Origin of the sequence: Rhodococcus sovatensis (assembly GCF_037327425.1) — a bacterium.
GTDB lineage: Bacteria > Actinomycetota > Actinomycetes > Mycobacteriales > Mycobacteriaceae > Rhodococcoides > Rhodococcoides sovatense.
In genome coordinates, this window is the sequence record NZ_CP147846.1 from 1,014,821 (window position 1) to 1,041,523 (window position 26,703).

Below are 26,703 nucleotides of genomic sequence, written 5' to 3' on the forward strand. Positions count from 1 at the left end.
AGACGCCCCTGCCGATCGAGGAGAACATGAGCCTGCGCTACGCGCTGTTGGCCCTGCTCACTGCGGGCCCACTGACCGGATACGACGCGGCGAGGAGGTTCGGCGGTTCTGTCGGGCACGTGTGGCACGCGCCCGATTCGCAGATCTACCCAGAACTCCGCCGCATGCAGGCGGACGGCCTGATCGAAGGCGAGCAGGTTCGCTGGGGCCCACGAAGCACGAAGACGCGCTATCGCATCACCGAAGCTGGAATGCAGTCCTTTCGGAGTTGGATGTCGAAGCCCGTCGATCACGCGCCGGAACGCGATGCGCACCACATGCAGGCTGCGTACCTGGAGTGGGCCGATCCCGACGAGGCACGGCTCATTCTGCGCACTCACATCGAGTACTACACGGCGCACGTAGCGTTGCTCACGGCTGTTCGTGACGGCATCGCAGCCCGCACTGATCCAGCGATCGTGCGCCGCCTGGAGGCGCGCCCGGACTCGGAGCATGAGCAGATCGTCGCGTTCAAGGTGTTCAGCTACTCGGGGATGATCGCACGAAGCCAGTCCGAGATCGAATGGGCAAGCACTGGACTCGAACTGGTCGATCGGCTCAACGATTCCACCCGGCCGGCGACTTAGCCTGGATGCACCGACGGAGTGGCGGCCCTTGAAGCTCGCCTGATCGAGCTCGCCGCCGCGCATCCGATCGTGGCCACCGTCCACGGCTCGGGCTTCGGCGGCGGTATCGATGCCGGAGGGCGGTCAGAAGAGTAGAACCGGTTTGATCGACGCACCACTGTTCATGTCGGCTACAGCTCTGTTGATGTCGGCGAACTGATAGTGAGTGAGTAAGCGTTGCAACGGCAATCGGTCCGAAATGACGAGGTCGACGAGGGCTGGAATGAGAGTTTGTGTCTCGCTGTCGCCGAGCGTGAGCCCCACGATGTGCCGCCCCGGCAGCATCATGTTGACATCGACGGGAACCTCGGTGCCGAAAGGTGGAGCACCGACGATCACTGCCGTTCCGCACGGTGCGAGGGCATCGATTGCGGTGCGCAGAACGCCGGTATTGCCGGTCGTTTCGATTGCTCCGTCGACGCCGGCACCACCGGTCAGTTCCGCCAACGCCTCCGCGGTGTCCTGCTGGGTGGCGTCGACGACGTGTGTCGCTCCGAGTTCGGTGGCCAAGTGCAAGCGCTCTGGGACCCTGTCGACTGCAATGATCTTTCGGGCGGGAGTCAGGTTGGCGGCCATGATCGCCGAGAGCCCCACCGCACCTGCGCCGGTCACGACGATCGTGTCACCGGGGCGCGGCCGCAACACGTTCCAGACAGCACCCGCGCCGGTCTGGACGCCGCACCCCAACGGCGCAAGGAGGTCGAGCGGCGCGTCAGGATCGACTTTGATCAAGCTTCGCTCGTCGGCGATCGCGTGGTGCGCGAACGAGGATTGGCCGAAGAAGTGGCCACCCAGTGCGGTCCCATCGCGGGTGATCGGACTCGATCCATCGGAACGTGTGCCGCCGATGAGATTGAGCGGCAACCACGTTGCGCAGTACGCTGGATGGCCGGCTCGGCATTTGCCGCAGTTGCCGCAGGAGGTGAACGACAACAGAACGTGATCGCCCTCGGACACTCGAGTGACGCCGGGGCCGACGGCTTCGACGACTCCTGCACCCTCGTGTCCGAGAACTCCGGGCAGCGGGAAAGGCAATCCGCCGGAGGCGGCCCCGAGATCGGTGTGGCACAGTCCGGCGGCGACGAGCCGCACGCGTACCTCACCGAACCGTGGGGCTCCGAGCTCGACAGGTGAGAGCGTGAACGCCGCTCCGCCAGATTCGACGACGGCTGCAGTTGTTGCGGTCATTATCCGGTCCTCCGATTCAGTCGAGCGAGATGACGACGGACTTGACCGCGGTGTAGGAATCGAGTCCCTCGGGTCCGTATTCGCGGCCGAAGCCGGAGTTTCCGATCCCACCGAAGGGAATTGCTGGGTCGAGCATGGCCCAATCGTTGACCCACACGATGCCGGCGTGGAGCTTGGCCGCAACCCGATGTGCACGAGCGACATTCGCCGTTTGTAGGCCCGCAGCGAGACCGTATTCGGTGCTGTTGGCCAGCTCGATCGCGTCGTCCTCGGTGTCGAACGGTTGCACGGTGAGAACCGGGCCGAAAATCTCTTCTCGAACGACTCTCGACGTGTTGGGCAAGTCCGCGATCACAGTGGGGGAGTAGAACGAACCACCGGCGAGCGGTGTGCCGGACAGGTCGGGACGACGTCCTCCGGCGACTATACGGCCTCCGTCGCGGAGGGCGATATCGACGTAGTCCTCTACCTTGCGCACGTGCCGGTCACCGGCCATCGGTCCGACCACGGTGGTCGGATCGAACGGGTCGCCGACGGGAACGCCGGGGACCGCTTGGGCGAGGATGCCCAGCACGGTTTCGTACAGGGGCCGGGCGACGAGCAGACGTGGGCCACCCATGCAGAACTGGCCGGTATTGAAGACGAATCCCTTGATGATCGCACCGATTGCCTTCTCGATGTCGGCGTCATCGAACACGATGTGCGCGGCGTTGCCGCCCAGTTCCATGGTCACCGGGACCAGGTTTCGGCCGGCGACACCGGCCGCGTGCCTGCCCACGGCCGTCGACCCGGTGAATGCGATCTTGTCGACTCCCGCATGCTGCAGAAGTGCCTCGCCCGCAGTGGATCCCGTTCCGGTGACGACATTGAGCACACCCGGTGGCAGTCCGGCCTCGGTCAGGATCTCAGCCATCAGCAGAGCGCTCAGCGGGGTGTCCTCGCTGGGCTTGTGCACCACCGTGTTCCCGGCGGCCAGAGCCGGTGCAATCTTGGAGCTCGACAGAACGAGAGGAAAATTGAACGGCGTGATCGCCGCCACGACACCGAGTGGCTCTCGGCGGGTGTACGCGTGTGCGGACAATGGGGTGTCCCGTTGGGATCCACTGAGGGTTTGCGCCAGTGCGGAGCAGTATTCGTACTGCTCCGCAGCGGTGATCACGTCGACAGCGCGGCACAACGACACGGGTTTACCCACGTCGGCGCTCTCGACGGCGATAATTTCGTCGGCGCGTTCGCGTACCAACTGCCCGACGCGGTGCAGAATGCGCGCCCGCTCACGCCCTGGCAGAGACGACCATCGACCGTCGTCGAATGCCGTGCGAGCCGCCGTCACCGCGGCATCGATGTCTGCGGGACCGGCTTCCGCCACTGTCGTGAGCACCGATCCGGTCGATGGATCGATGACGTCGGTGCGATCGCGTGTGGCGGACTCGCGCCAGTGACCGTCGATGAAGAGCAGGCGCGGCGCGAGATGGGGCCGCGAGAGTGTGATTGTGTCGTCGGTGATCGTCATGGGACGCCTCGATCCTGGTGGCCGAACCACCGCAGATTGACAGGTTTCCTTATATATAACCGTCTGCATGTGACTTACGCAATAGGTTGAGTGCTCGAACTCGCAAAAACCGCGGTCCACGTGAACGGTGATGGCGCCGAGTAATTACGCTTGGCGAAACACGCCACCCACGGGATCGGAGATGTCGACCATGGAATCCGAGGTGTTTTCGGCTCCCGACGACGACGCGGTCGAGTCCGCAACGGACGGGCATCCGACGCTGCTCTACGCCGTCAAGCAGGTCGAGTTGGCGGTTCGTGCGCACATGGATGCGTTGCTGAGGCCGATCAACATCACCGCCTTGCAATACACGGCATTGACGGTGCTGCGGCGACGCGATGGATTGTCTGCCGCGGAGTTGGCGCGCAACTCCTTCGTGACAGCGCAGACGATGGGCGAGATGATTTCTACTCTGGAAAAGCGGGGATTGCTCACTCGCCGAATCGATCCGGCGAACAAGCGTCGAATGCTGACCAGTCTGACCGACGACGCGCGCAGTATGCTCGCCGATTACGACGCAGAGATTCTGGCCCTGGAGAATCGCATGCTCGGTGACCTCTCGCCGCAACAACGTCAGGCATTTCGCCATTACCTCAGCAGCTGCCGAGTGGCGCTCGGGGACACTCGGGCGCACTGACCCACGGGTAGTGCAGTACCGGTTATCGACTGGCGAGCCTGTGCCGCAGGCCGACGAGGAAGGCCGATAGTCCAAGCTCGAAAGCGGCGTCGACGGGGTTCGTCGAATCCTCCGGGTCGCCGACCGCTGCAGTCAGTGCGGGATGCAATTGAGGATCGGGAGTGTAGAGGTTGCCCCCGCTGCCCAAGTCGAGGGCGGATCCGAGGATGAAATTGTCGAACGCGATGATGATCGGCAGTACTTCGGGCCATTCGAAACCCGCAGCGTGCAGACCGTCGGCGATCCGCTCGTACTCGGACAGCGACTCCCGGTCGCGAATGCGCGAGGTCGCGAACAGGCGGATCGAGCCCGGATGGCGGGCGAAGGCGGATCGGTAGGACCACGCAAGAGTCTGCATCGCCTCGTCCCACGGCACGGTTCCGAACCCCGAATTGTCGATCTTGCGTCCGATTCGGGCACGCATGCGGTCGATCACCTCGTCCCGCCCGGATACGTGGTGGTACAGCGAAGACGGGTGTACGGCGAGCTTGGAGGCTAGCTGTGCAACCGTGAAATCTCCTGTGGCATCGGCGATGTGCAACGCGGCATCGACGATGCGATCGACATCGAGTAGTGCTGTTCTCGGCCTTGCCACATGAACTCCTTTTTGCTGTCGGTCTGTTCAAACCGCGTTTTGTGGTCTACGTTACGTCAAAACCAAACATCGTTTGATTAATCCCACGGAGCCAGCCATGACCATCCCTCAGCATTCCGGGCAACCGAACGCTCTCGACCGCGCCAGTCTCAACTCGCGCGACATAGTTTTCTTCGTCGTCGCGGCGGCGGCACCGCTCACCGTCATGGTGGCCGTCGCCCCGATCGCACTGCTGGTGGGTGGGATCGGCGCTCCGGCGGGGTACCTGTGCGCCGGTCTGATCAGCATGGTGTTCGCCATCGGATTCACCAAGATGGCTCGGCACGTGCACAACAACGGTGCGTTCTACTCCTACATCCGTATGGGTCTGGGCAAAGTCGCCGGTCTGGGTAGCGCTCTGGTGGCCGTGGCGGGCTACACCCTCCTTCAAATCAGCACGTACGGGTTGTTCGGTGCGGTGACGGCAGCGACGATGAAGGACTTCGTCGGGGTCGATCTACCGTGGTGGGTGTGGGCGTTGATCGCTGCGGCCATCGTGTCGGTACTGGGTTACCGATCGATTCGTGTCGGAGCCAAAGTTCTCGGTGTGCTGCTCGTTCTGGAAGTGCTGGTGCTGCTCGTACTGGCGATCGCTGTGATCGCGAAGGGCGGCGCAAGCGGTCTGAACCTTCAGCCGTTCTATCCGGAGAACGTCTTCACCGGATCGATGGGTGCCGTGCTCGCTGTCTCGTTCGCTGCGTTCGTCGGGTTCGAGGCAACTGCACTGTTCCGCAACGAAGCAGTGCGGCCGGATCGGACGGTGCCTCGTGCAACCTACGCAGCGGTCGGGTTTCTTGCTCTCTTCTACTGCTTCATCGTCTGGGTGGCAGTCATGGCGTTCGGTACCGACAACGCAGTGCAGGCAGCAGCGGCAGATCCGGCCGGCTACTTCTTCACCGCGATGCAGACTTACGTCGGATCAGCGGCAACCGACGTGATGCGCGTCCTCATCGTTTCGAGCGGCCTTGCTGCACTGCTGGCCTTTCACAATGCGATCACCCGCTACGGATACGCACTCGGGCGCGAGCGCATCGTCCCGGTGCAGCTCAGCTTCGTGCACCGCAAGCATTTGTCTCCGTACATCGCCAGCCTCACGCAGACGGCGACTGCAGTGGTGGCCGTGCTGTGCTTCGCGTTCGCAGATGTCGATCCTGTCCTGCAGTTGGCCGCATGGACGGCGAGTACTGGAACCGTGGGAATCCTTGCGCTTCAATGGCTCACCTCCCTTTCGGTCGCGGTCTTCTTCATTCGAGGGAAAGAGGTAGCACGGGATCGAGGTGCAGCGCTGGCCGGCATCGCGGCGTTCATCTTGATCGGCGTCGCTCTGTTCCTGGTGATCGAAAAGATCGAAATTGCAACTCTGACAACAGATCCTGTGGTGAATACGGTCGCGTGGGCTGCCCCCGTCGTGATATTTCTCCTCGGCGCGGCTCTCGCGCTGTGGATCCGAGCCCGACGCCCCGAGGTGTACGCGGGTATGGGAAGCACCGATATCGATTCCGATCTGATTCCCGACCCACAGTCCGGCGCGAAGACGGCCGCTACCGATGCCACGCACGGAGTTCGAAATGACTGACGCCACCCTGGTTCTGACCAACGCCACCGTGCTCACTCAGGTCGACGGAGCACCTCCCGAGCAGGCCGTCGCCGTGCACGGCGACCGTGTGATTGCTGTCGGAACGACCGGGGACGTACTCGCCGCCAGTGGTCCTGGATCGACGGTCGTCGATCTCGCCGGGGCAACACTGACACCGGGTTGGGTCGACGCACACACCCATGTGGTCCAGGGCGCTCTGATGTCACTTGGCGTGGACTTCAGCCGATGCGAATGCCTCGACGATGTGCGGCGGGCCCTGCACGAAGCGACGCCGGTGGACGGCTGGATTCGTGGGTTCGGGCTCAATCACAACGTTTTCGATGGTAGCGCAATAACGTTCGACGTCATCTTCGAAGCTTTTGCGGTTCCTGTTCTGATCCGGTTGTACGACGCGCATTCTGCATTGGCCAACCGGGCCGCACTGGAACGTGCCGGTGTCAGTGGCCGAGAAGACCTGGGGCAAGGCGTTGCTCGGGTGGTGCTCGATGCACAGGGAAACCCTACCGGTCACCTGCTCGAAGAGGCGGCCATTCATCTGGTGGAGAGTGTGGCACCCACGCAGGACCGCGCGGCGGCGAAGTCGTTGTTGCGCGGAGTAACCGAGGATATGGCGTCGGTCGGCTTGACCGGAACCCATGTGATGGACGATCTGCCGGGATCTGTCGAGATGATTCGGGTCCTCGACGAAGACCCGTCAGGTCTGCGGTTCTGGGTGTACGGATGGATGCAACCCGATCACTCCGACGACCGAATCGGTGAGCTGGCGGGACTGGTGCACGGGGGCGGCGGCCGGCGGTGGCAGTACGCCGGAGCGAAACTGTTCATGGACGGAACGATCGACGGCGGAACGGCATGGCTGTGTCATCCGGACATACACGGTGAGAGCATTCGACCGGCATGGAGAGATCCGGAGCGTTACGTGGACGTAGTGCGTCGGCTCAGCGCGCGGGGCGTGTCCACCGCTACCCACGCGATCGGTGACGCCGCCGTCCATCACTGCGTCCGGACGCTCTCGGAGTTGAGCGACGGTGTTCGCCATCGCATCGAACACCTCGAGACCGTCTGTCCGGAGGACCTGGCGCTGATGGGCTCCGCTGGTATCGCCGCCTCGATGCAGCCGACCCACTGCACCAGATATACCAGTGCCGACGAAACCGACGACTGGTCTCGTCGACTCGGCCGCGAGAGGGTCGACCGCGGTTGGCCGGTGGCGGAACTCGGTGGTCTCGGCGTTCCGGTCGCGCTCGGATCCGACTGGCCGGTGGCCCATTTCGACCCGCGCATCGTCATGGCCGATGCTCGGTTGCGTCGTCCAGCAGATCAGCGGGCGGATTCGCCTCGCCAACCGAGGCAGGCGATTTCGGCGCAGCAGGCATTGGATGGGTACACCTCGCACGCCGCGGCGGCGGCCGGTCTGTCCGATGGCGCGGGAACCATCGTCGTGGGCGGACCAGCGGATTTCACTGCGGTCGACGGCGACCTGTTCGGCCCTGCCGACGAGGTTCCGGACCTTCCGATCATTGTCACCGTTGTCGGCGGCAGCGTGGTGTACCAGCGGTGACGTCGGTACCGGATGACTTGCACTCGGTTCTTTCCGGTTTCGATGACCGCAGGTTGTGCTCAGCGTACGAGCGCCTGCAAGGCCTGTCGTAGGTCTCGAACACCCTGGGGACCGAGGAGTTCGAGGATGTCGGCGTGTGCGGACGCGAGCGCGAGCTGAGCGTCGACGCACACACCGCGGCCGGCCTCGGTGGCGTGAATGCGCTTGTTTCGGCGATCGTCCGGGTCGACCCGGCGTGTGATCAGCTCACGGGTCTCCAGGTCGTCGACGAGGGCGACGATCTGGCTGGGGTCGAGGCCGAGTTCATCGGCGATCTGTCGCTGACCGAGACCACCCGAGTGCTCACAGGCGAGGGCTAGTACGGAATAGGAACGAACGCGTAGATCGAGTGGTGCCAGTGCCGACTTCGCGGCACTCGACATCGTTGCTCCGACGCGGCTCAGTAGGAACCCGATGTCATCGGACAGGGGTGCGATATCGGTCATTGTGCTCCTCGGCTCGTCAACCCAGCTTAGCAAACATCAATCATTGACAATTTCAATGATTGATGATGTTCTTTCGGTACTACCAAGATGAGGAGACGGCTATGAAGCTCGACAACAAGGTGGCTGTGGTCACCGGAAGTGGCCAAGGGCTCGGTTTGGCCTACGCACAGGACTTGGCCCGCCACGGCGCAGCGGTCGTCGTCAACGACGTCGATCAGGCGATCGCCGATGCAGCCGTCTCCTCTATCGTCGAGGCCGGCGGCAAGGCAGTTGCCGTCGTCGCACCGGTCGGCAGTACCGAGACCGCTCAAAAGCTCGTTGCCGGTGCCGTCGGATCATTCGGCCGCCTCGACATCATGGTCACCAATGCCGGAATTCTGCGCGACAAGGTGCTGTGGAAGATGACCGACGACGATTTCGATGCCGTCGTGAACGTCCATCTTCGCGGCACGTTCACGTGTGCCCGCGAGGCTGCCGTCCACTTCCGCGCACAGGGCGACGGAGGCCGCATCGTGTGCATCGGTTCGCCGGCGGGTCAGCGCGGAAACTTCGGGCAAACCAACTATTCCGGTTCCAAGGCGGGGATCGTCGGCATGGTACGTACTTGGGCCATGGAGCTTGGACGTGCGGGTGTCACCGTGAACGCGGTGTGCCCGGTCGCGGCCACGGCCATGACCGAGAGTGTTCCGTTTCTGCAGCCGTACATCGAAGCCATGAAGAGCGGGGATCCGTTGCCGCCGTTCGCGCGTCGTGAACTGGGATTCGGCACCCCAGCGGACGCGGCGGGCATCGTTTCGTTCCTTGCCAGCGATGCAGGTGCCGAGGTTACCGGTCAGGCGTTCGCTGTCGGAGGCGACCGCTTGGCTTTGTGGACGCACCCGGACATGATCGCCACGAGTTACCGCGACGGAGGATGGTCGGCCGACAGCATCGCGGAGACATGGGCTGACACGTTTGCCGACAGCCTCGAGTCAGTGGGGGAGAACCTCCCGGTCGAGCCGGCACGATGAGCTCGAAATACGAGTGCGCCATCGACTTCGACGCCATCGTCGCACTCGATGTGCACACGCATGTGGAGATCGACGGGTGTGGGCACCGTTCGCTCGACGACGAGTTGATGGCAGCGTCCGAGAAGTACTTCAAGTCGGGTGAGGAGCGCACCCCTGGCATCGACGCGATCGCAGACTACTACCGCGCACGCAACATGGCTGCCGTGGTGTTCACCGTCGATGCCGGTGCGGCGTCGGGGCACGCGCCGAATTCGGTCGAGGAGATCGCCGAGGGAGCTGCACGCCACAACGACGTCCTTATTCCGTTCGGCTCGGTCGACCCGTGGCAGGGAAAGGCAGCGGTACGACGCGTGCACCGGCTCGTCGACGAGTTCGGCGTACGCGGGTTCAAATTCCATCCGAGTATGCAGGGATTCGAACCCAACGACAGGCGTTTCTATCCGTTGTACGAGGCGATCACCGAAGCCGGAGTCCCCGCGCTCTTCCACACCGGCCAAACCGGTATCGGTGCAGGCCTACCTGGTGGGCACGGCATCAAGCTGCGGTACTCGGACCCGATGCTGTTGGACGACGTCGCGGCGGATTTCCCCGATCTGACGGTGATCATGGCCCACCCGGCAGTGCCGTGGGCCGACGCGCAGATCTCGATCGCCACGCACAAGTCCAACGTGTACATCGACCTCTCGGGTTGGTCGCCGAAGTACTTTCCGCCCCAGCTGATTCGGGCAGCCAATTCGATGTTGAAACGAAAAGTGCTGTTCGGCTCCGACTTTCCGGTGCTGACTCCAGACCGGTGGATGACGGACTTCGCACAACTCGACATCAAAGACGAGGTACGTCCTCTCGTATCGAAGATCAACGCACTGGCCGCGCTCGGCCTGTCAGTCAAGGAGACACCATGACCACCCGCGTCGCCACTCTCGCCGAATTGAAGAACTTCGAAGGCCGCGTACTCGGAATCAGCTCGTGGATCGAGATTCCACAGCAGCGAATCGACACCTTCGCCGACGCCACCGACGATCACCAGTGGATTCACGTCGATCCGGAGCGAGCCAGGGCAGAGAGCCCTTTCGGTGGCCCGATCGCGCACGGATATCTCACCTTGTCGCTGATAATCCCGATGTGGGAAGAGGTGCTTGTCGTCGACAGTGTGACAACCAAGATCAACTACGGCCTGAACAAGGTCCGCTTCACCAACGCCGTGCCGGCGGGTGGACGTGTGCGCCTGGCCGCGACCTTGAAGGCGTACGAGGAGTTGCCCAAGGGCGGGGCTCAGTTGACGGTTGCGGCAATGATCGAGCTCGAAGGTAGTGAGCGCCCTGCCGTCGTCGTCGAGGCCGTCTACCGCATGTTCGACTGATTCACCGACCCGAGAGGAACGGATCGAGATGCGTAATCAAGGAGTTGGCTCGTGGATCAGGCGGCGCAGCAGACAGTGTCCGCGTGCCTCGGCGCTCGAGTTTCGTGGACAGGTGCTCACCTACGAGCAGCTCGACGAGCGGACGACGCGGCTCGCCCACGTTCTACAGGGGCTCGGTGTCGGTAAAGGCGATCGAGTCGGACTTCTGTCAACCAATCATCCTTCCTATCTGGAAGTGCTGTTCTCCTGTGGCATCCTCGGAGCCGTTTTCGTTCCCCTCAACGCTCGATTGACAGCATCGGAAGTGGCTTTTGCGGTGAAGGATTCGGGTCTGTCGGTGTTGGTCCACTCCGAGGCACTCGATGACGTCGCCGCTGCGGCGGCGGGCGACACGCGGCGTATTCGCTTGGGTGACGACTACGACGCGCTCATCGCCGCGGCGGAGTCGACGCTCATCGACGAGCCGGTGGAAGGTGAGGATCTGTGCTTCGTCATGTACACCTCCGGCACGACGGGTAAACCCAAGGGTGTGGTGATGACGCACAGCAACGTGCTGTTCGCCGTTCTCAATGGTGTTCTCGATCTCGACCTGTGCAGTGACGAGGCCGCACTGGTCTGCGCACCTCTGTTTCACACCGCGGCACTCGACATGGTGGCCCTGCCGGTTCTGTTCAAGGGCGGTGCAGTGGTCATCGAGGAGGGATTCGACGCGGGACGAGTCCTCGACATCATCGAATCACGGTCGATCACCTACACGTTCGGGGTGCCGACCATCCTCGATGCGCTCGTAGCTCACCGGAGGTGGGACGAGACCGACCTGTCCTCGCTGCGCCGGATAGTGGTGGCCGCCGCGCCGGTACCGCCGCGAACCCTGCGCGCCTACTCCGAACGCGGTATCAAGATGTGCCAAGGCTATGGACTGACCGAAAGCGGGCCAGGCGCTACCATTCTCGCCTCGGTCGACGCAGAACGAAAGATGGGCACCGCGGGCGTGCCACACACGTTCACCGACGTGAGAATCGTCGATGCACTGTCGCAGCCGGTGTCGCCCGGCGAGCGGGGTGAGATCCAGATCCAAGGTCCCAATGTGATGAAGGAGTACTGGGGTCGCCCCGAAGCGACGGCGGACGTGTTCGACGACGGCTGGCTGCGCACCGGCGACATCGGAGTCGCGGACGACGAAGGCTTCGTCACGATCGTCGATCGCCTCAAGGACATGATCATCTCCGGCGGCGAGAACATCTATCCCGCCGAAGTCGAGGCAGCGCTGCTCGAACTTCCCGGTATCGAAAGTTGCGCGGTGTTCGGGGTGCCGGACGACAAGTGGGGCGAATCGGCGGTAGCTGCGATCACCGTCGTCGAGGGGATGCACGTCGCACTCGACTCCATTGCCGCCGCTCTCGGTGACCGGCTCGCTCGATACAAGATCCCCAAGCGGTACGTGCTCGTCGACGACATCCCCCGCAATCCGACTGGCAAGATCCGAAAGAACGTTCTGAGAGAGAAGTATTCGGGACTTGTCATCTAGGTGGTGATGTATCCCACCGTCACGAACTTTGCATAGCCTTGCCTTATCATCTACTTTTGGGTTCAACCAATGACTTCGTAAAGACCCAATGGAGTGACCTCACGTGAACACCGTTCGCAGATCCAGGCTGTTTCTCGCAGTTGCAGCTACGTCGATGTTGGTTCTGGGTGCGTGTAGTACCGACACAACAGTGGACGCGGGTTCCGGGGACACGGTCACTGTCGACACCGCCAACGGTGCCGTCGAGGTCCCCGCGAACCCCCAGCGAGTGGTGGCACTCGACAACACTTCCTTTGAAACCCTGAAGGCATTCGGAGTGGAACCCGTTGCGCTTCCCAAGCCGATCATGCCGTACGAAGGATTCGAGGAGTGGATCGACAATGAGGAAATTCTCGATGTCGGAACACACCGTGAGCCGAATCTCGAAGTCGTCAGCGAGGCCGAACCGGACCTGATCATCGGTGGATACCGGTTCCAGGAATACACGGACGAGCTGAATCGGATTGCTCCGACCCTCGACGTCTCGCCCACCGACGTGGGCTACATCGAATCCCTGAAGTCCCAAACTTCGGCTCTGGGAGAGGTATTCGGCAAACAGGAACAGGCGTCGCAGATCATCGCACAGCTGGACGCCGCCGCGGATGACGCTGCGGCTCGGACCGGCGGTGAGACAGTTTTCCTGGCGAACGTCAGCGCCGGTAAAATCGACAACGGTGCACAACGTATCGGACGACTGATGGAACCGCTGACCCTCACCGATGTGTTCGCGGGCGAAGCCGGTGATGTGCACGGTGATTCGGGGCTGGCCCCCGAGACCGTCGCCCAGGCCAACCCCGATTGGGTCATCGTGCTGGACCGTGACGCGGCAGCCGGCGAACCCGGCGCGGCACCGGCCAAGGTTGTCTTCGATGCGCAGGAAGCCTTCGCCAACACTACGTTCACAACCAGGAATCAGATCGTCTACCTCGATCCGTACTTCTACACCCGTGAGAGCATTCAGGCCTACACCCAGGCATTCGAATCGATCTCGGACGCATTCGCGAATGCGGGATAAACCACGGGTGGATATCGTCGCTTCGGGCGCCGCGACACCGAAATGAAGAACGCAGTTCTGCTCCCGATAGTTGTCGTGATCGTCCTCGTTCTGGCTGTAGCCTCGCTCTTCGTAGGCGGTTTCGACATATCGGTGGAGACATTGCTGAACGACGCCGAGGCGCGCGACATGTTCTTGATTTCGCGAGTGCCGCGGACGCTGGCTCTGATCTTTGCTGCGATGGCGATGAGTGTCTCCGGCGTGATCATGCAGATGATCACCCAGAACAAGTTTGTCGAGCCCACTACCGCCGGAACTGCTCAGTGGGCTGGGCTGGGCGTCCTTTTCGCGTTGATCATTCTGCCTGCGGCCGACCCGATGACGAAGATGGTCGTTGCGACAGGGTTCGCATTGTTCGGAACGATCATCTTCATCGCCGTGCTCCGCAGGCTGTCGGTGCGGTCGTCGCTGATCGTGCCACTGGTCGGCATCATGCTCGGTGCAGTCGTCAGTGCAGTCACCACGTTCCTGGCAGGGACTTTCGACCTCCTCCAATCGATGTCGGCGTGGCGGTCCGGTGGCTTCAGCAGTGTCGTACGTGGCTTCTACGAGCCGCTGTGGGCGGTGCTGATCATCGCCGTTCTGGCATTCGCACTGGCCAATAGGTTCACCGTCGCCGGGCTGGGTAAGGATTTGGCAACCAACGTCGGGCTTCGGTACGAGCAGGTCGTGTTCATCGGAGTCGCAATGGTCGCCGTGGCGACCGGAGTCACCACCGTGGTGGTCGGGTTCATTCCGTTCCTCGGCCTGATCGTGCCCAACCTGGTGTCGATGATGTTGGGTGACGACGTACACAAGAATCTCCCGTGGGTTGCACTCGTCGGCGCCGGGTTGCTGTTGGCCTGCGACTTGATCGGACGCGTGGTTGTGGCACCGATGGAGATACCTGCTTCGGTGATTCTCGGTGTCGTCGGCGCAATCGTATTCATCGCTTTGATCGTGAGGCAGCGTCGTCATGTCAGTGCTTGAGAGCCGCAGGCGATCTCGAATCACGGGACCGGCCACCTATGGCAAGGACCGTCCGCGGTTCACGCCGACGATGCGGCTGATCCTTCTGTCGGTCGTTCTCGCCATTGCCATAGCGTGCTTTCTGCTCTTGTTCGTACGTGGATCGTTCGCGTTCGCTTTTCCGCGGCGGCTGAACATGTTGGGAGCCATGGCTGTTGCAGCGTTCACGCACGGTTTGGGCACCGTGGTGTTCCACACGGTCACCAACAATCGAATACTCACACCCTCGATCATCGGGTTCGACTCACTCTACGTGTTGATGCAAACCCTGACTGTGTTCGTATTCGGTGGCACTGCCATCGCCAACACCGAGGGCATTCCGAAATTGTTGGCGCAGACGGCATTGATGGTGGCACTCGCGACGATCCTGTACCGATGGATGTTCTCGGGGAAGCTGGGCAGCCTGTTCCTGATGCTTCTCGTCGGTGTGGTGATCGGACTCGCGTTCGACTCCATCTCGACGTTCCTGCAACGGTTGCTGTCACCGACCGAATACGACTTGTTGTCGGTCAAGCTGTTCGGCCGCCTCAGCGCAGTAAAGGGAGATTACCTTCCACTTGCTTTCGCGGTATGCGTGTTCGCCGGTGTGATCCTGTGGAAGCGGCGTCACCATCTCGACGCCTTGCTGCTCGGTCGCGAGGCAGCGATGGGAATCGGCGTGTCCTACAAGCGCGAGTTGACGATCATGCTCGTGTTGATCGCACTTCTCGTAGCCTTCTCGACAGCCTTGGTCGGGCCGATGACGTTCTTCGGCTTCATCGTTGCCACGTTGGCCTACCAGCTCGCCGGCAGCTACCGGCACATTTTCGTGTTGCCGATGGCCTTCCTACTCGGAATGTTGACACTGGTTCTCGGACAGTTCGTCATGCAACATATTTTCTATGCAGGTGGATTCCTCACCGTCATAATCGAATTCGTCGGTGGCATTCTGTTCATCGGCATGATTCTGCGTAAGGGCACGTTGTGATCGATTTTCGTGAGGTAACCAAGTCGTACCAAGACCACACCGTGCTCGGACCGGTCACCGGCACGATCGCCGATGGCGGAATCACGGCACTCGTCGGTCCCAACGGTGCTGGAAAATCGACGCTGCTGACGGTGATCGGCCGGCTACTCGACCCGACGACGGGCGTGGTCACCGTCGGGGATCTCGATGTCCGTACGACCAAATCCGCCGAGTTGGCCAAGCACCTGTCGATTCTGCGGCAAGAGAACCACATCACTGCGCGGTTGACCGTGCGGGAGCTCGTCGGATTCGGGCGGTTCCCACACTCGAAAGGCCGCCTCGGACCCAACGACATCGAGCATGTCGACCGAGCTCTAGAGTTCCTCAACCTGGACGCGCTGGCCGACCGGTTCCTCGACCAACTATCCGGAGGCCAGCGTCAACGCGCGTTCGTTGCCATGGTCCTGGCGCAAGACACGAAGTACGTGCTGCTCGATGAACCGCTGAACAATCTCGACATGAAGCACTCGGTTCTGATGATGCAGCAACTACGACGAGCCGCCGATGAACTCGACAAGACCATCGTTCTGATCGTGCACGACATCAATTTCGCTGCTGCGTACTCCGACCGCATCATCGCATTGCGCGACGGTGTCATCGTGACCAGCGGAACCGCTGACGACATGATGCAGGACGACGTACTCACCGACGTCTTCGATACTCCGGTGCGGGTCCACGTGATCGAGGGTCAGCGCACAGCGGTCTACGTTCGCTGACGTCCCTACCCAACCGAGCCGATCGTTTGCCTGACAGGCTCCCGATCAAGGACGCGGGCGGAAGCGGCGACCCATCCTCGGCTCCGACACCTCGATGGGTCACCGCGGACTGACGGCTCCGTCGGGCATGTCTGTCACCTCGAATCTGACAGGGCGGGGTGAGCTGCTTTGGCTAGGCGAATTTTGCACTACTCGTATCTGCAAGGCCGAAACCGGATTCGTGACGTATCCGGGCCTCGCGTCGGAACTCGGGCAATAGGTCAGCGGTGAATCGCCGTGTTGAACGCTTCGTGCGCGGCGGGGGCGAGCTGTTGACGCCGCGCACGATAGATCCGTGTCGATCGATCCGAGGGCCAGCCCTCGTCGAGTAGTTCGGCCGGTAGGCGTGGGTCGGCACGCAGAAGTGCGTACCAGTCGGCTCCCAGCAGCATGAGGTCGGACAACGGCGATGCCGTGGTGTCGACGGTTGCCGCGTCGCCCCAGCATTCGTCGAAGCGGGTGTGTGCCTCGAGCGCACCCTTCAAGTTCCATGCCGTCCGGGCAAGCGGGTCGAGTGAAAAGTTGGGTAGGTCGTGCGCGTGAAAGGCCACGAGGCTCGACTCGGAAAGCTCGGCGTGCATGGGATCGAGAACTTCGTCCAGGTCTGCTTCGCCCGGTGCAATCCACAGACCGTCCCGCAATGGAACAAAACCCTCCCAGGTGAGCGCAGCTCGGAGGCGTTGCCGGACGGCCCTCTGCTGCTCGGGAACCGTGAACGTCACAAGTGTCCAGCCAGATCCGCGAGCCTCGAAAGGGTTGGGATCTTCCATGCGGTTCTGCAACGTCCGCAGTGTGTCGAAGCCGCTGGGCGTGAGCTCGTATTGGACGCCCCGGCCATCCTTGGATCGAACCAGATACCCCTCGACGACCAAACGGTCGAGTTTGGCTCGCGTCGTCGCCGGTTTGACTCCGGCACCGGACAGAATCGACACGTACGTCGACGCGAGCAGTGGAGCTCGGACTCCCATCACGATCTGTTCTGCCAATACTGCGAACAGCAGTCGTTTGGGACTACGAGCTGCCAGTGGGTCGTCGCTGTCGACGTGCGGGATCGGGCTCACCCCTGCTATCTTGCCGTCCGGTAGCTCGACACGGCCCTTGGGTTGCCGGATGTCTGTCCTTCATCGGTGCGCCCACCGGCGCGCCTCTCGGACGAAGTCTTCGACGAAGTGCTGCGCGCTCTCGCTGAAGCGAGTCAAGGTGATGAAATTGTGCGGCATACCCTCGTACACAGAGAGGGAGACAGGCACTCCCGCCACCGCCAACCTCGATGCGTAACAGATGCCTTCGTCGCGGAGCGCATCGCATTGCCCGGCCGCGACGAACGTGGGTGGCAGGATCGAATAGTCACCGATGACGTGGAGGGGGCTCGAGTCGACCCGCGCCGCGTGGTCGACGAAATACGAGAACATGAATCCGCGCATGGTGTCGGTGCTCAGCATCGGGCTCGCGCCGTAGTGCGCGTAGGAACCGCGTACTTCACCCTCGAGGGCAAGAAAATCCAGTACGGGGTTGATGAGCGCCTGCCAGGAGATCGTGGGCCCGCCTTCGTTGGCCGCCCAATGCGACAACAGTGCAGTCAGATTTCCGCCGGCTGAGTCACCTGCCATACCGAGGGGCCCGGAAACGCCGAGCAGATCCCGATTGTCCTCCGCCCACAAGATCGCGTCCTTGCACTGTTCGAACGCAATGGGATACATGTTCTCGGGCGCCAGTGCGTAGTCGAGCGAGAGGATGGCGACGTCGGCTCCGAGGCTCACTGTATGCAGTACGCGGTCAGGGCTGTCGAGGTCCCCGACGGCGAATCCGCCGCCGTGCGCATAGATCATCAGTGCCGCAGCGTTGTGCGGGAGATAAAGGCGCGCAGGCAGATCGCCGTGACGCGTCGGAATTGTGAGGTGGCGGCTGATTACGGCCTCATCCGGCGCGCCCTGCTCCGCGAGGAGTTGTCGGTACCGCGCCCTGGCCTCCGATATGGTGTTGCCGGGTTCGGACATGGCGGCGTCGAATCGAGATACGTAGTCGGCGATCGCGGGGTCGATGGGACGTGGAACGGTCTCGCTCTTGGTGAACATGTTCGAGAGCCTCTCTTGAGCTCGGTCGGATTTAGAGCACGTCGAATCTGCTTGTCGGGCAAAGTATTCGATCAGGAAACCATCGAGTGCCGTACGCCACTGACGTGGAAACCGTGATCTCAAGAATGAGTTCCCAATCACAGAATGTCAATACTTTTAGACGGTCGTCTTTGAAAATTGACTTTGATGATCGCTTCGAGGTTCGTCGGTCGGTGATAATCTCTTCCTCGGCGCCGACGCACTCTAACTCCGTGCGTGGATCAGCAGTCCTCGGAGGCGACTCAGGGCCGAGTCGGTTGCCTCTCGATCGTCGCCGGTGGTACAGGTGACTCGGTGCAGCTCGAGGACCAACCGCATGGCTACGGGATCGACCTGCTCGAGCTCCGTGGATGCCTTGTCGACAGCGAACTCCACGAACGACATGAAGTCGAGCTGATCGGGATCGATGGCGTCGGCGGGCACCGTCCCCACGGGAGTCGACTCCATCGACGTGCTCGCTCGGGCACGCCGATGCCGCGTGCGTCAGCCGCTGATGACCTGCGGTGCCGAGACCGACTTGAGTCCCTCGACACCGAATTCGAGGCCGTAGCCGGACATCTTGATACCGCCGAACGGGACCATGGGGTGCACTCCGCCATGGCTGTTGATCCACACGGTGCCGGCCTGGATGCGGGCGGCGATCTTTCGGGCTGCGTCGCGGTCGGAACTCCATACGGATGCACCGAGGCCGACGTCGAGTCCGTTGGCGAGTTCGATTGCCTCGTCGACTGTTTCGTACCTGACGATGGGTAGTGCTGGTCCGAACTGTTCTTCGGTCACCAGGGGGTTGCCGCCGTCGATGTCCGACACCAGCGTCGTGGGGTAGAAGTGCCCTGGAGCGTCGGCGTCGGGCGTACCTCCGACGAGCATCGTGGCACCGGAGGCACGCGCCTTCTCGACCAGATTCGCGACGATGTCGTACTGCGCTTTGTTCTGTAGTGGCCCCAGCACGTTGTCCTCGTCGAGTCCGCGGCCCATCGGCATGGCCTTGGCCACGTCGGCGAGTTCGGTGCAGACGGCGTCGTAGACGTCGGTGTGTACGTAGAGGCGCTTGAGTGCGGCGCACGTTTGTCCGGTATTGATGAAGGCACCCCAGAACAGATCCTGCGCGATGGCTTTGGGATCTACGTCCGGTAGCACTATGCCGGCGTCGTTGCCGCCGAGCTCGAGGGTGAGTCGTTTGACGGTGTCTGCTGAGCTCTTGATGATTGCCCGTCCGGTGCGGGTGGAACCGGTGAACATCAACTTGTCGATATCGGGATGCGAGGACAGGCGTGCCCCGAGCTCCCCGTCGCCGGAGACGACCGTGAGGACGTCCTGCGGTAGAACCGAGTTGAGCACGTTCGCCAGTGCCAGAACGCTGAGTGGTGTGTACTCCGACGGCTTGACGACGGTGGTGTTGCCCATCCGCAGTGCAGGCGCGATCTGCCAGACAGTGATCATCATCGGCCAGTTCCACGGTCCGATTGCTCCGACGACTCCCAGCGGCCGGTAGTACATTTCGGCCTGCCCGTCGTCGCCGTCAAGGAGGGTGCGACCGGGCAGGTCGGTCGCCGCGGTCGCGCGGAGCCAGTTCGCGCAAGCCCCGACCTCGAATCGTGCGTTGGGGCCGTTCAGCGGCTTGCCCTGCTCGCGTGAGAGCAGTTCTGCGAGCGGCTCGGTGGCGGCATCGATGGCGTCTGCTGCCTGTAGCAGTAGAGCCTTGCGGTCTTCGTCGCTGCGTGCCGCCCATGCGGGTTGCGCTGCTTTCGCGCGGGCAATCGCGGCGTCGAGCGCCTCGACATTCTCGAACGGTGCTTTGCCGACTACGTCTTCGGTTGCGGGGTCGAAGATTTCACGCCCGTTCGGGTCGGTGATCTCGCTGAGGAGCGATTCGAATGTGATGGTCACTGTCTGTCCTTTCGACGAACTGTGCGGGAATGCGAATCAGTAGCTGGCGCGCGTGCCGTGCGCCGTGGAGCCGATAAAGCGGTGAGCGAGTCCTTCGGAACCGCGGGCCAGAAGTGCGGCGTCGGCCCCGACCAGTAGGAACCGCGCGCCGTCCTCGGCGTAGACATCAGCGCGATCGGGGTCGAAAGCGTTGACACCATAGGGCTTTCCGGTGGTGCCGACAGCGGTGAACGCTTCCTTCACTGCGGCCACGACGTCGGGATGGTTCTGTTGGCCGAGCAGACCCATCGAGGCAGAAAGATCGCTGGGTCCAAGGAAGACACCGTCGATCCCCGGTGTCTCTGCGATCGCTGCCGCATTGGATACGCCTTCGGCAGTCTCGATCTGGACGAAGACCGACACGTGGTCGGCCGCGTTCGCCAGATAACCCTCGACCCGATTCCATCTCGCCGATCGCGCCAACGCACTGCCGACACCGCGTCGGCCTATTGGAGGGTACTGCGCGGCGGCCGCCACCTCGCGTGCTTGCTCGGCAGTCGAGATCATCGGCACCAGGATGTTCTGAGCACCCAGGTCCAGTACTTGCTTGATCACCACCGCGTCGCCGACGGGTACGCGCACCACAGGCGTCACGGGATAGGCGGAGACCGCATAGAGCTGTGCGAGAACCGATTCGAGACCGTTGGGCGCGTGCTCCATATCGATGAGCACCCAGTCCAGGCCCGAGCCGGCCATGATCTCGGCGGCCACCGGTGACCCGGTGGTGATCCAGCCGCCGTACAGCGGGCGGTTCGCCGCCGTCAACGCGTCACGAAAGGTGTCGTTCAGTCGAAGCGGCATGAGATCGTCCCCATAGTTCCGTATTCGGCGAGAACCGAGTCACCCTTGTGCACCCACATCGGGCGGGTGAACGAGCCGGCCAGCACGATTTCACCGGCTTCGAGGCGGTCGCCGTGTTGGAAGAGCTTGTTGGCCAACCACGCCACGCCCGTGGCCGGGTGATTCAACACCGCGGCTGCAACCCCGGACTCTTCGATCGTCTCGTTGCGGTACAGCAGAGCCGAGATCCACCGCATGTCGACCGCCGCCGGGTCGGTCGGGTTGCCGCCGTACACCATCGCGCCCAGCGCCGCATTGTCACTGATGGTGTCGACAATGGTGCGGCCCTCCATCTCGATCCGCGAACTGAGAATTTCGAGGGCTGGTACGACGTACTCGGTTGCCTTGAGGACGTCGAAGATCGTCGCCCGTGGACCGGCCAGCGGACTACCGAGAACGAAGGCGAGCTCGACCTCGATGCGGACGTTGGAAAAGCGCCCGTGCTCGATCACCGAGCCGTTGTCGAAGACCTGATCGTCGAAGATCGCGCCGTAGTCAGGTTCGGTGATGCCGGTCGCCACCTGCATCACCTTGCTCGTCAAACCGATCTTGCGCCCGACCAGGCGTCGACCGGACTCGACTTTTCTTCTGCGCCACTCGTTCTGAACGGCGTAGGAATCCTCGAAGGTCATCTTGGGATAGCGCGCGGTGAGTCGTGGAATCATCGTCCGCGTTCGTTCCGCTTCCTCGAGTTGGTCCGCGATGTCGGTGATGGTGTTCGGGGGGAGCATGAATTCTCCTGTGGCTGAGGGGACGATCCGCTACTACAGCTGTGCGCCGAGCTTGAACTCGCCCTTCTTCCAGTCCGGCATCTCGTCGGTGTCCTCTTTGCGGGTGTACGAGAATCCGTCCGCACCGATGGTGACGGCCATTTCGGAGTCGTCGGTTCGCGCGATGATCGGCTTGGGGTTGCCGTCGAGGTCGAGGACGATCGAGGCGTCGGTGTACCAGCTGGGCACGACCGGGGTGCCCCACCAGTCGCGGCGCTGATTGTCGTGTACGTCCCAGGTGACGACCGGGTTGTCCGGATCGCCGGTGTAGTAGTCCTGGGTGTAGATCTCGATGCGGTGGCCGTCCGGGTCACGAAGGTAGAGATAGAAGGCGTTCGAGACGCCGTGACGTCCTGGGCCACGCTCGATGTGGTCTGACATGCGCAGCGAGCCGAGCTTGTCACAGATGGCGATGATGTTGTGCTTTTCGTGTGTGGCGAACGCGACGTGGTGCATGCGGGGTCCGTCGCCGCCGGTCATCGCGGTGTCGTGCACCGTGGACTTGCGGCGCATCCAGGCCGCGTACGTCGTGCCGGCCTCGTCCTGAATGTCCTCGGTGACGCGGAATCCGAGGTCCTCCATGTACGCCACCGCGCGGGGGACGTCAGGAGTTACCTGATTGAAGTGGTCCAGGCGTACGAGAGCGCCAGGGGTGTAGAGGTGGTAGTGCCAGGCGAGGCGCTCGACGTGGTCGACGTCGTAGAAGAACTCGTACGGGAAGCCGAGGGGATCCTCGACGCGTACCGAATCGCCGATGCCCTTGTTGTACCCGTTGGGGTTTCGCTCTACGCGGCAGCCGAGTTCGGTGTAGAACGCGACGGCCTTGTCGAGGTCCTCCGGGCTACGTACCCGGTAGGAGAACGCAGCGACGCCGGCCACCGGGCCTTTGCGCAGGACCAGGTTGTGGTGGATGAACTCCTCGAACGAGCGAAGGTAGACGGCTTCCTCGTCTTCCTCGGTCACGACGAGGTCGAGTACGTCGACGTAGAACTTGCGTGAGCGTTCGAGGTCGGTGACAACCAATTCCATGTAGGCGCAGCGCAATACGTCCGGGGGAGTGGCCCGCGGGGTGGGGACCGGGTTGGTCGACCGGATGGGACTGCTGCGTGTCACGACGGGCTCGGGGGCATCTGGGGTGATGGTCATGTCATGGTCCTTGTCGGAAGGTGGGGTAGATCAGTGCTTGGCTGAGTCGGCTTTGCCGAAGGTCGGGTTGTGTACCTCGCCGAGCGTGATGTGCACGGCCTGTTGCTGGGTGTAGAAGTCGATGGAGCGGTAGCCACCCTCATGACCGAGTCCCGAAGCCTTGACGCCACCGAACGGAGTGCGCAGATCGCGAACGTTGTTCGAGTTCAACCACACCATGCCGGCATCGATGGCCTGGGCGAAGTTGTGCGAGCGCTTGAGGTCGTTGGTCCAGACATATGCTGCGAGGCCGTATTTGACACCGTTGGCCAGTTCGAGTGCTTCGTCGTCGGTGTCGAAGGGGGTGATCGCCACGACCGGTCCGAAGATCTCTTCCTGGAAGATGCGGGCGTCGGGTGCGACGTCGGCGAACACAGTGGGGGTCACGAAGTTGCCCTGCTCGAAGCCCTCGGCCCGGCCGCCACCGGCGACCAGGCGCGCTTCGCCCTTGCCGATCTCGATGTAGCTCATGACCTTGTCGTAGTGCTCGGGGTGCACGAGTGCACCGACCTCGGTCGCGGGGTCGTGCGGGTAGCCGACCTTCACGCGCTTGGCCTGTGCGGCATAGCGTTCGACGAATTCGTCGTAGATGGGCCGTTCGACGAGGATGCGGCTTCCCGCGGTGCACCGTTCGCCGTTGAGGGAGAACACACCGAAGATCGTGGCGTCCACTGCGGCTTCGAGGTCCGCGTCGGCGAAGACGATTGCCGGGCTCTTGCCGCCGAGTTCCATCGACAGGCCCTTGAGGTAGGGCGCTGCGTTGCCGAAAATGAGCTGACCGGTGCTGGATTCGCCCGTGAAGGAGATCAAGGGAACGTCGGGGTGCTTGACGAGCGCATCGCCGGCGTCTTCGCCGAGACCGTTGACGAGGTTGAACACACCCTCGGGCAGACCGGCTTCCTCGAAGATTCCGGCCCACAGTGACGCGGACAGCGGCGTGAACTCCGCAGGCTTGAGTACGACGGTGTTGCCCGTGGCCAACGCAGGACTGAGCTTCCACGATTCGAGCATGAACGGGGTGTTCCACGGGGTGATCAGTCCGGCCACCCCGATGGGCGTGCGGTTGACGTAGTTGATCTGCCGTCCGGGAACCTTGTAGGTGTCGTCGGACTGCGCCACGATGAGGTCTGCGAAGAAGCGGAAGTTCTCGGCAGCTCGGCGAGCCTGACCGAGAGCCTGGGTGATGGGCAGGCCGGAGTCGAACGATTCGAGTTCGGCCAAGCGCGCGTCGCGTGATTCGACGAGGTCGGCGATGCGGTGCAGGATGCGCGAGCGTTCCCGCGGCAGCATCTTGGGCCACGGGCCGTCCTTGAATGCTTTCTTCGCGGCCTCGACTGCGCGGTCGATATCGGCTTTCTTGCCGGCGGCGGCCTGCAGGTAGACCTCGTTGGACACGGGGTCGAGAACGTCGAACGTATCGCCGTCGATCGAATCGACGAACTTGCCGCCGATGTAGTGCTGAATCTTGCTGGGAAGATCGGCGGGTACGTGGCGTTGTGCCTGTTCGGCAACGGTGTTCGTCATGGATGCTCCAATATTGGGATCGGTTGTCTGGACTGATCAGTAGGCCGGTAGGCCGATGGTTTCGTCAGGGTGCTCGTGAACTAGGTAGGCGTCGAGCGTTGCGGACCGGTGTCTGCGAGCCGCCTTCTCGATTTCGCCGAGCGGCGCTCCGATTTCGATGAGCCGCACTATGTTTTCGTGCTCGTGCACCGATTCGCGGGCGCGTCCGGGAACGAATGCAAACGTCGATGCTCGCAGGTGTCCGAGTCGGCCCCATTCGGCCTCGACGAGTGTCAGCATGCGCGGGTTCACGCATTTCGAGAACAGGATCTCGTGGAACTCCTTGTTCAACGACGTGAACAGATTCGGATCGAAATGATTGAGGGACTCGATCATGCGCTCGTTCACCACGCGCGCACGTCGAATGTCGTCCTCCGACAGTCGACGTGCGGACATGGCCGTGGCAGCGCCCTCGAGAATGCTCAAGCTCTGCATGCTGTACCGATATTGGGTGTCGTCGACCATCGAAACATGGGCGCCTACGTTGCGCTCGAACGTCACCAGCCCTTCCGCTTCGAGCTGCCTGATCGCTTCACGCACCGGCACGACACTCATGTCGAGATCCTTGGCGATCGAGCCCAGAACGAGGCGATACCCGGGCGTGTATTCCTGGCGTGCGATTCTGTCCTTGATGTAGTGGTAGGCGGCCTGGGATTTGCTCTGTGTCACTGTGCATCTCCTTTGGCTCGACGCCACTGCTCGTACTTGCTCTTCCACTCCGCATTCGGCGGGAAGAGCCCGTCGAGTGGATGCCCGGCAGCGACTTGGTCGGCGACCCACGCGTCCTGCTCTTCTTGAGCGAGCGCCTCGTCGACGACTTCCTCGGCCAATGCCGGTGGAATCACGATGACGCCGTCGCTGTCGCCGACGATGACATCACCGGGCTGTACCGTCGCGCCGCCGCAGGCGATGGTGAGGTCGAAATCCCACGGGACGTGACGCCGGCCCAGTACTGCTGGGTGCGCGGTTGCGGCGAACACCGGCAGGCCGATCTCGGCCACGGCGTCGCGATCGCGGACTCCTCCATCGGTCACGACGCCCACCGCGCCGCGGGATCGGGCACGCAGGGCGAGAATGTCTCCCAGAGTGCCGGACCCGAGTTCGCCGCGGGCCTCGATCACGATGATCTCGCCGTCGTTCACGGCGTCGAATGCGCGCTTCTGGGCGTTGTAGCCGCCGCCGTGGGAGACGAACAAGTCTTCGCGATTGGGTACGAATCGCAGGGTCCGCGCCGTTCCGACGATTTTGTCACCGGGAGTCAGCGCGCGAACACCGTCGATCGACACGTTGTTCAGTCCACGCTTGCGGAGCTGGGCCGACAGCCCCGCCACGGGCACGCGGGACAGCTTGTCTCGTAGTTCTGCACTCAAACCTGTTTGCGCAGCTGTAATTCCGGCCGCTTCGGCCGAGCCCCACGCGTCCTCGCGCTGAGTATCATCTGCGGCAGGCAGTGAGCCGAGCCCTCGGTCGAATTCGATCTCGCCCTGAGTGACGGTCGTGACCAGCCGGCCGGATGAGGCCGAATCGTCGATCGTGCTCACCTCGACCTCGACGACGTCGCCGGGAACGACGACCGACGATCCGGCGGGCGTGCCGGTGAGGATGACGTCTCCGGGTTCGAGAGTGAAGTGCTGCGACAGGTCGGCGATCAGCTGAGGCAGCGTGAAGATGAGACCGGCCGTGGTGTCGTCCTGGGCGACAACACCGTTGACCCAGGTACGGATTCGTAGAGCAGTCGGATCTACGGATCGCGCATCGATGACATCAGGGCCGAGTGGGGTGTAACCGTCCCCGCCCTTGGATCGAACGTTGGAGCCCTTGTCGTTGGCACGCAGATCGTAGAGGCCGAAGTCGTTGGCAGCCGTGACACCCGAGACGTGGCTCCAGGCGTTTTCGGTCGATACCCAGCGCGTCGTCGCCCCGATGATCAGAGCTACCTCACCCTCGAACGCGAGCAGCTCGGTGCCTGCAGGCCGCTCGACCGTGTCGCCAGTGGTCGCTACGGAACTCGACGGCTTGAGGAAGTAGGACGGATGAGCCGGGCGGCGGCCCCGCTGATCCGCCCGCGATGCATAGCTCAGATGCACCGCGATTATCTTTCCGGGCCTGGTCAATGAGGTGTTCGACTCGATGCCGGCAGCATCGTGACTTTCGGTCTTCATGTTCCTCCTCGATAGCGACCCT

Annotated in this window: 26 protein-coding genes; 12 read left to right on the forward strand and 14 right to left on the reverse strand. The window is 62.6% G+C overall.

Annotated features, from left to right (window positions below; translation table 11 throughout):
• The first annotated feature begins 26 nt into the window (after window positions 1-26).
• The gene (locus tag WDS16_RS04740) at window positions 27-626 is read left to right on the forward strand and encodes a PadR family transcriptional regulator (RefSeq protein ID WP_338890889.1); all 600 of its coding nucleotides are present in this window, start codon (window positions 27-29) and stop codon (window positions 624-626) included.
• A 123-nt stretch (window positions 627-749) separates the two neighbouring features.
• On the opposite strand, the gene WDS16_RS04745 is transcribed toward WDS16_RS04740, so the two are convergent.
• Both WDS16_RS04745 and WDS16_RS04750 read right to left on the reverse strand, forming a co-directional pair.
• Window positions 750-1,856, reverse strand: a complete 1,107-nt coding sequence (locus WDS16_RS04745; protein WP_422395813.1) for an NAD(P)-dependent alcohol dehydrogenase — start codon at window positions 1,854-1,856, stop codon at window positions 750-752.
• A gap of 13 nt (window positions 1,857-1,869) precedes the next feature.
• Window positions 1,870-3,366 carry an aldehyde dehydrogenase family protein gene (locus WDS16_RS04750; RefSeq protein WP_338890893.1) on the reverse strand — a complete coding sequence of 499 codons (1,497 nt, stop codon included), beginning with the start codon at window positions 3,364-3,366 and terminating at the stop codon, window positions 1,870-1,872.
• Window positions 3,367-3,547: 181 nt separating this feature from the next.
• On the opposite strand from WDS16_RS04750, the gene WDS16_RS04755 reads away from it, so the two are divergent.
• Window positions 3,548-4,042, forward strand: a complete 495-nt coding sequence (locus WDS16_RS04755; protein WP_338890894.1) for a MarR family winged helix-turn-helix transcriptional regulator — start codon at window positions 3,548-3,550, stop codon at window positions 4,040-4,042.
• 22 nt (window positions 4,043-4,064) lie between these two features.
• Here the strand turns inward: WDS16_RS04755 and WDS16_RS04760 are convergent, their stop codons facing one another.
• Window positions 4,065-4,676, reverse strand: coding sequence for a TetR/AcrR family transcriptional regulator C-terminal domain-containing protein (locus WDS16_RS04760; RefSeq protein ID WP_338890896.1), 612 nt, complete (start codon window positions 4,674-4,676; stop codon window positions 4,065-4,067).
• A 97-nt stretch (window positions 4,677-4,773) separates the two neighbouring features.
• Here WDS16_RS04760 and WDS16_RS04765 point away from each other — a divergent pair, with 97 nt between their 5' ends.
• Window positions 4,774-6,291 carry an APC family permease gene (locus tag WDS16_RS04765; protein ID WP_338890898.1) on the forward strand — a complete coding sequence of 506 codons (1,518 nt, stop codon included), beginning with the start codon at window positions 4,774-4,776 and terminating at the stop codon, window positions 6,289-6,291.
• Window positions 6,284-7,873: an amidohydrolase gene (locus WDS16_RS04770; RefSeq protein ID WP_338890899.1), complete on the forward strand. Its 1,590-nt coding sequence runs from the start codon at window positions 6,284-6,286 to the stop codon at window positions 7,871-7,873. The genes WDS16_RS04765 and WDS16_RS04770 overlap by 8 nt, the downstream gene beginning before the upstream one ends.
• A 59-nt stretch (window positions 7,874-7,932) precedes the next feature.
• Here the strand turns inward: WDS16_RS04770 and WDS16_RS04775 are convergent, their stop codons facing one another.
• On the reverse strand, window positions 7,933-8,358 hold the full coding sequence (locus WDS16_RS04775; protein ID WP_338890900.1) for a MarR family winged helix-turn-helix transcriptional regulator: 426 nt from the start codon (window positions 8,356-8,358) through the stop codon (window positions 7,933-7,935).
• Window positions 8,359-8,459: 101 nt separating this feature from the next.
• Between WDS16_RS04775 and couN the strand changes: the two genes are divergently transcribed.
• The 8 genes from couN (at window position 8,460) to WDS16_RS04815 (ending at window position 16,079) form a co-directional block, all read left to right on the forward strand.
• A complete protein-coding gene (gene couN / locus WDS16_RS04780; protein ID WP_338890901.1) occupies window positions 8,460-9,368 on the forward strand; it encodes a 4-hydroxyphenyl-beta-hydroxyacyl-CoA dehydrogenase in 909 nt (302 codons plus the stop codon).
• Window positions 9,365-10,270, forward strand: a complete 906-nt coding sequence (gene couO / locus WDS16_RS04785; protein ID WP_338890903.1) for a 4-hydroxyphenyl-beta-ketoacyl-CoA hydrolase — start codon at window positions 9,365-9,367, stop codon at window positions 10,268-10,270. The genes couN and couO overlap by 4 nt, the downstream gene beginning before the upstream one ends.
• On the forward strand, window positions 10,267-10,728 hold the full coding sequence (gene couM, locus WDS16_RS04790) for a p-hydroxycinnamoyl-CoA hydratase (RefSeq protein ID WP_338890905.1): 462 nt from the start codon (window positions 10,267-10,269) through the stop codon (window positions 10,726-10,728). Before couO ends, couM begins: the two co-directional genes overlap by 4 nt.
• Window positions 10,729-10,756: 28 nt before the next feature.
• Complete coding sequence (locus WDS16_RS04795; protein WP_338890907.1) at window positions 10,757-12,256, forward strand: long-chain fatty acid--CoA ligase; 1,500 nt, start codon at window positions 10,757-10,759, stop codon at window positions 12,254-12,256.
• 103 nt (window positions 12,257-12,359) lie between these two features.
• Window positions 12,360-13,310: a siderophore ABC transporter substrate-binding protein gene (locus tag WDS16_RS04800; RefSeq protein ID WP_338890909.1), complete on the forward strand. Its 951-nt coding sequence runs from the start codon at window positions 12,360-12,362 to the stop codon at window positions 13,308-13,310.
• Between the two features lie 42 nt (window positions 13,311-13,352).
• On the forward strand, window positions 13,353-14,318 hold the full coding sequence (locus tag WDS16_RS04805; protein ID WP_338890911.1) for an ABC transporter permease: 966 nt from the start codon (window positions 13,353-13,355) through the stop codon (window positions 14,316-14,318).
• Window positions 14,305-15,324 (forward strand): iron chelate uptake ABC transporter family permease subunit, encoded by a 1,020-nt coding sequence (locus WDS16_RS04810; protein ID WP_338890913.1) that lies wholly within the window; start codon window positions 14,305-14,307, stop codon window positions 15,322-15,324. Before WDS16_RS04805 ends, WDS16_RS04810 begins: the two co-directional genes overlap by 14 nt.
• Window positions 15,321-16,079, forward strand: a complete 759-nt coding sequence (locus WDS16_RS04815; protein WP_338890916.1) for an ABC transporter ATP-binding protein — start codon at window positions 15,321-15,323, stop codon at window positions 16,077-16,079. Before WDS16_RS04810 ends, WDS16_RS04815 begins: the two co-directional genes overlap by 4 nt.
• A gap of 260 nt (window positions 16,080-16,339) precedes the next feature.
• On the opposite strand, the gene WDS16_RS04820 is transcribed toward WDS16_RS04815, so the two are convergent.
• The 10 genes from WDS16_RS04820 to WDS16_RS04865 all read right to left on the reverse strand — a co-directional run bounded on the left by WDS16_RS04820 (window position 16,340) and on the right by WDS16_RS04865 (window position 26,681).
• Window positions 16,340-17,179, reverse strand: coding sequence for a PaaX family transcriptional regulator C-terminal domain-containing protein (locus WDS16_RS04820; protein ID WP_338890918.1), 840 nt, complete (start codon window positions 17,177-17,179; stop codon window positions 16,340-16,342).
• 60 nt (window positions 17,180-17,239) lie between these two features.
• Window positions 17,240-18,193, reverse strand: a complete 954-nt coding sequence (locus WDS16_RS04825) for an alpha/beta hydrolase (RefSeq protein ID WP_338890920.1) — start codon at window positions 18,191-18,193, stop codon at window positions 17,240-17,242.
• Window positions 18,194-18,436: 243 nt separating this feature from the next.
• Window positions 18,437-18,679 (reverse strand): hypothetical protein, encoded by a 243-nt coding sequence (locus WDS16_RS04830; protein WP_338893647.1) that lies wholly within the window; start codon window positions 18,677-18,679, stop codon window positions 18,437-18,439.
• Window positions 18,680-18,715: 36 nt separating this feature from the next.
• On the reverse strand, window positions 18,716-20,122 hold the full coding sequence (locus tag WDS16_RS04835; protein WP_338890922.1) for an aldehyde dehydrogenase family protein: 1,407 nt from the start codon (window positions 20,120-20,122) through the stop codon (window positions 18,716-18,718).
• 36 nt (window positions 20,123-20,158) lie between these two features.
• Complete coding sequence (locus tag WDS16_RS04840; RefSeq protein WP_338890924.1) at window positions 20,159-20,962, reverse strand: HpcH/HpaI aldolase/citrate lyase family protein; 804 nt, start codon at window positions 20,960-20,962, stop codon at window positions 20,159-20,161.
• Window positions 20,947-21,732: a 2-oxo-hept-4-ene-1,7-dioate hydratase gene (hpaH, locus tag WDS16_RS04845; protein ID WP_338890925.1), complete on the reverse strand. Its 786-nt coding sequence runs from the start codon at window positions 21,730-21,732 to the stop codon at window positions 20,947-20,949. Before hpaH ends, WDS16_RS04840 begins: the two co-directional genes overlap by 16 nt.
• 33 nt (window positions 21,733-21,765) lie before the next feature.
• Window positions 21,766-22,917, reverse strand: a complete 1,152-nt coding sequence (gene hpaD / locus WDS16_RS04850) for a 3,4-dihydroxyphenylacetate 2,3-dioxygenase (protein ID WP_338890927.1) — start codon at window positions 22,915-22,917, stop codon at window positions 21,766-21,768.
• A gap of 30 nt (window positions 22,918-22,947) precedes the next feature.
• On the reverse strand, window positions 22,948-24,480 hold the full coding sequence (gene hpaE, locus WDS16_RS04855) for a 5-carboxymethyl-2-hydroxymuconate semialdehyde dehydrogenase (protein ID WP_338890928.1): 1,533 nt from the start codon (window positions 24,478-24,480) through the stop codon (window positions 22,948-22,950).
• Window positions 24,481-24,516: 36 nt separating this feature from the next.
• Window positions 24,517-25,188, reverse strand: coding sequence for a GntR family transcriptional regulator (locus tag WDS16_RS04860; RefSeq protein ID WP_338890930.1), 672 nt, complete (start codon window positions 25,186-25,188; stop codon window positions 24,517-24,519).
• Window positions 25,185-26,681 carry a fumarylacetoacetate hydrolase family protein gene (locus tag WDS16_RS04865; RefSeq protein ID WP_338890932.1) on the reverse strand — a complete coding sequence of 499 codons (1,497 nt, stop codon included), beginning with the start codon at window positions 26,679-26,681 and terminating at the stop codon, window positions 25,185-25,187. The genes WDS16_RS04860 and WDS16_RS04865 overlap by 4 nt, the downstream gene beginning before the upstream one ends.
• Window positions 26,682-26,703 lie beyond the last annotated feature (22 nt).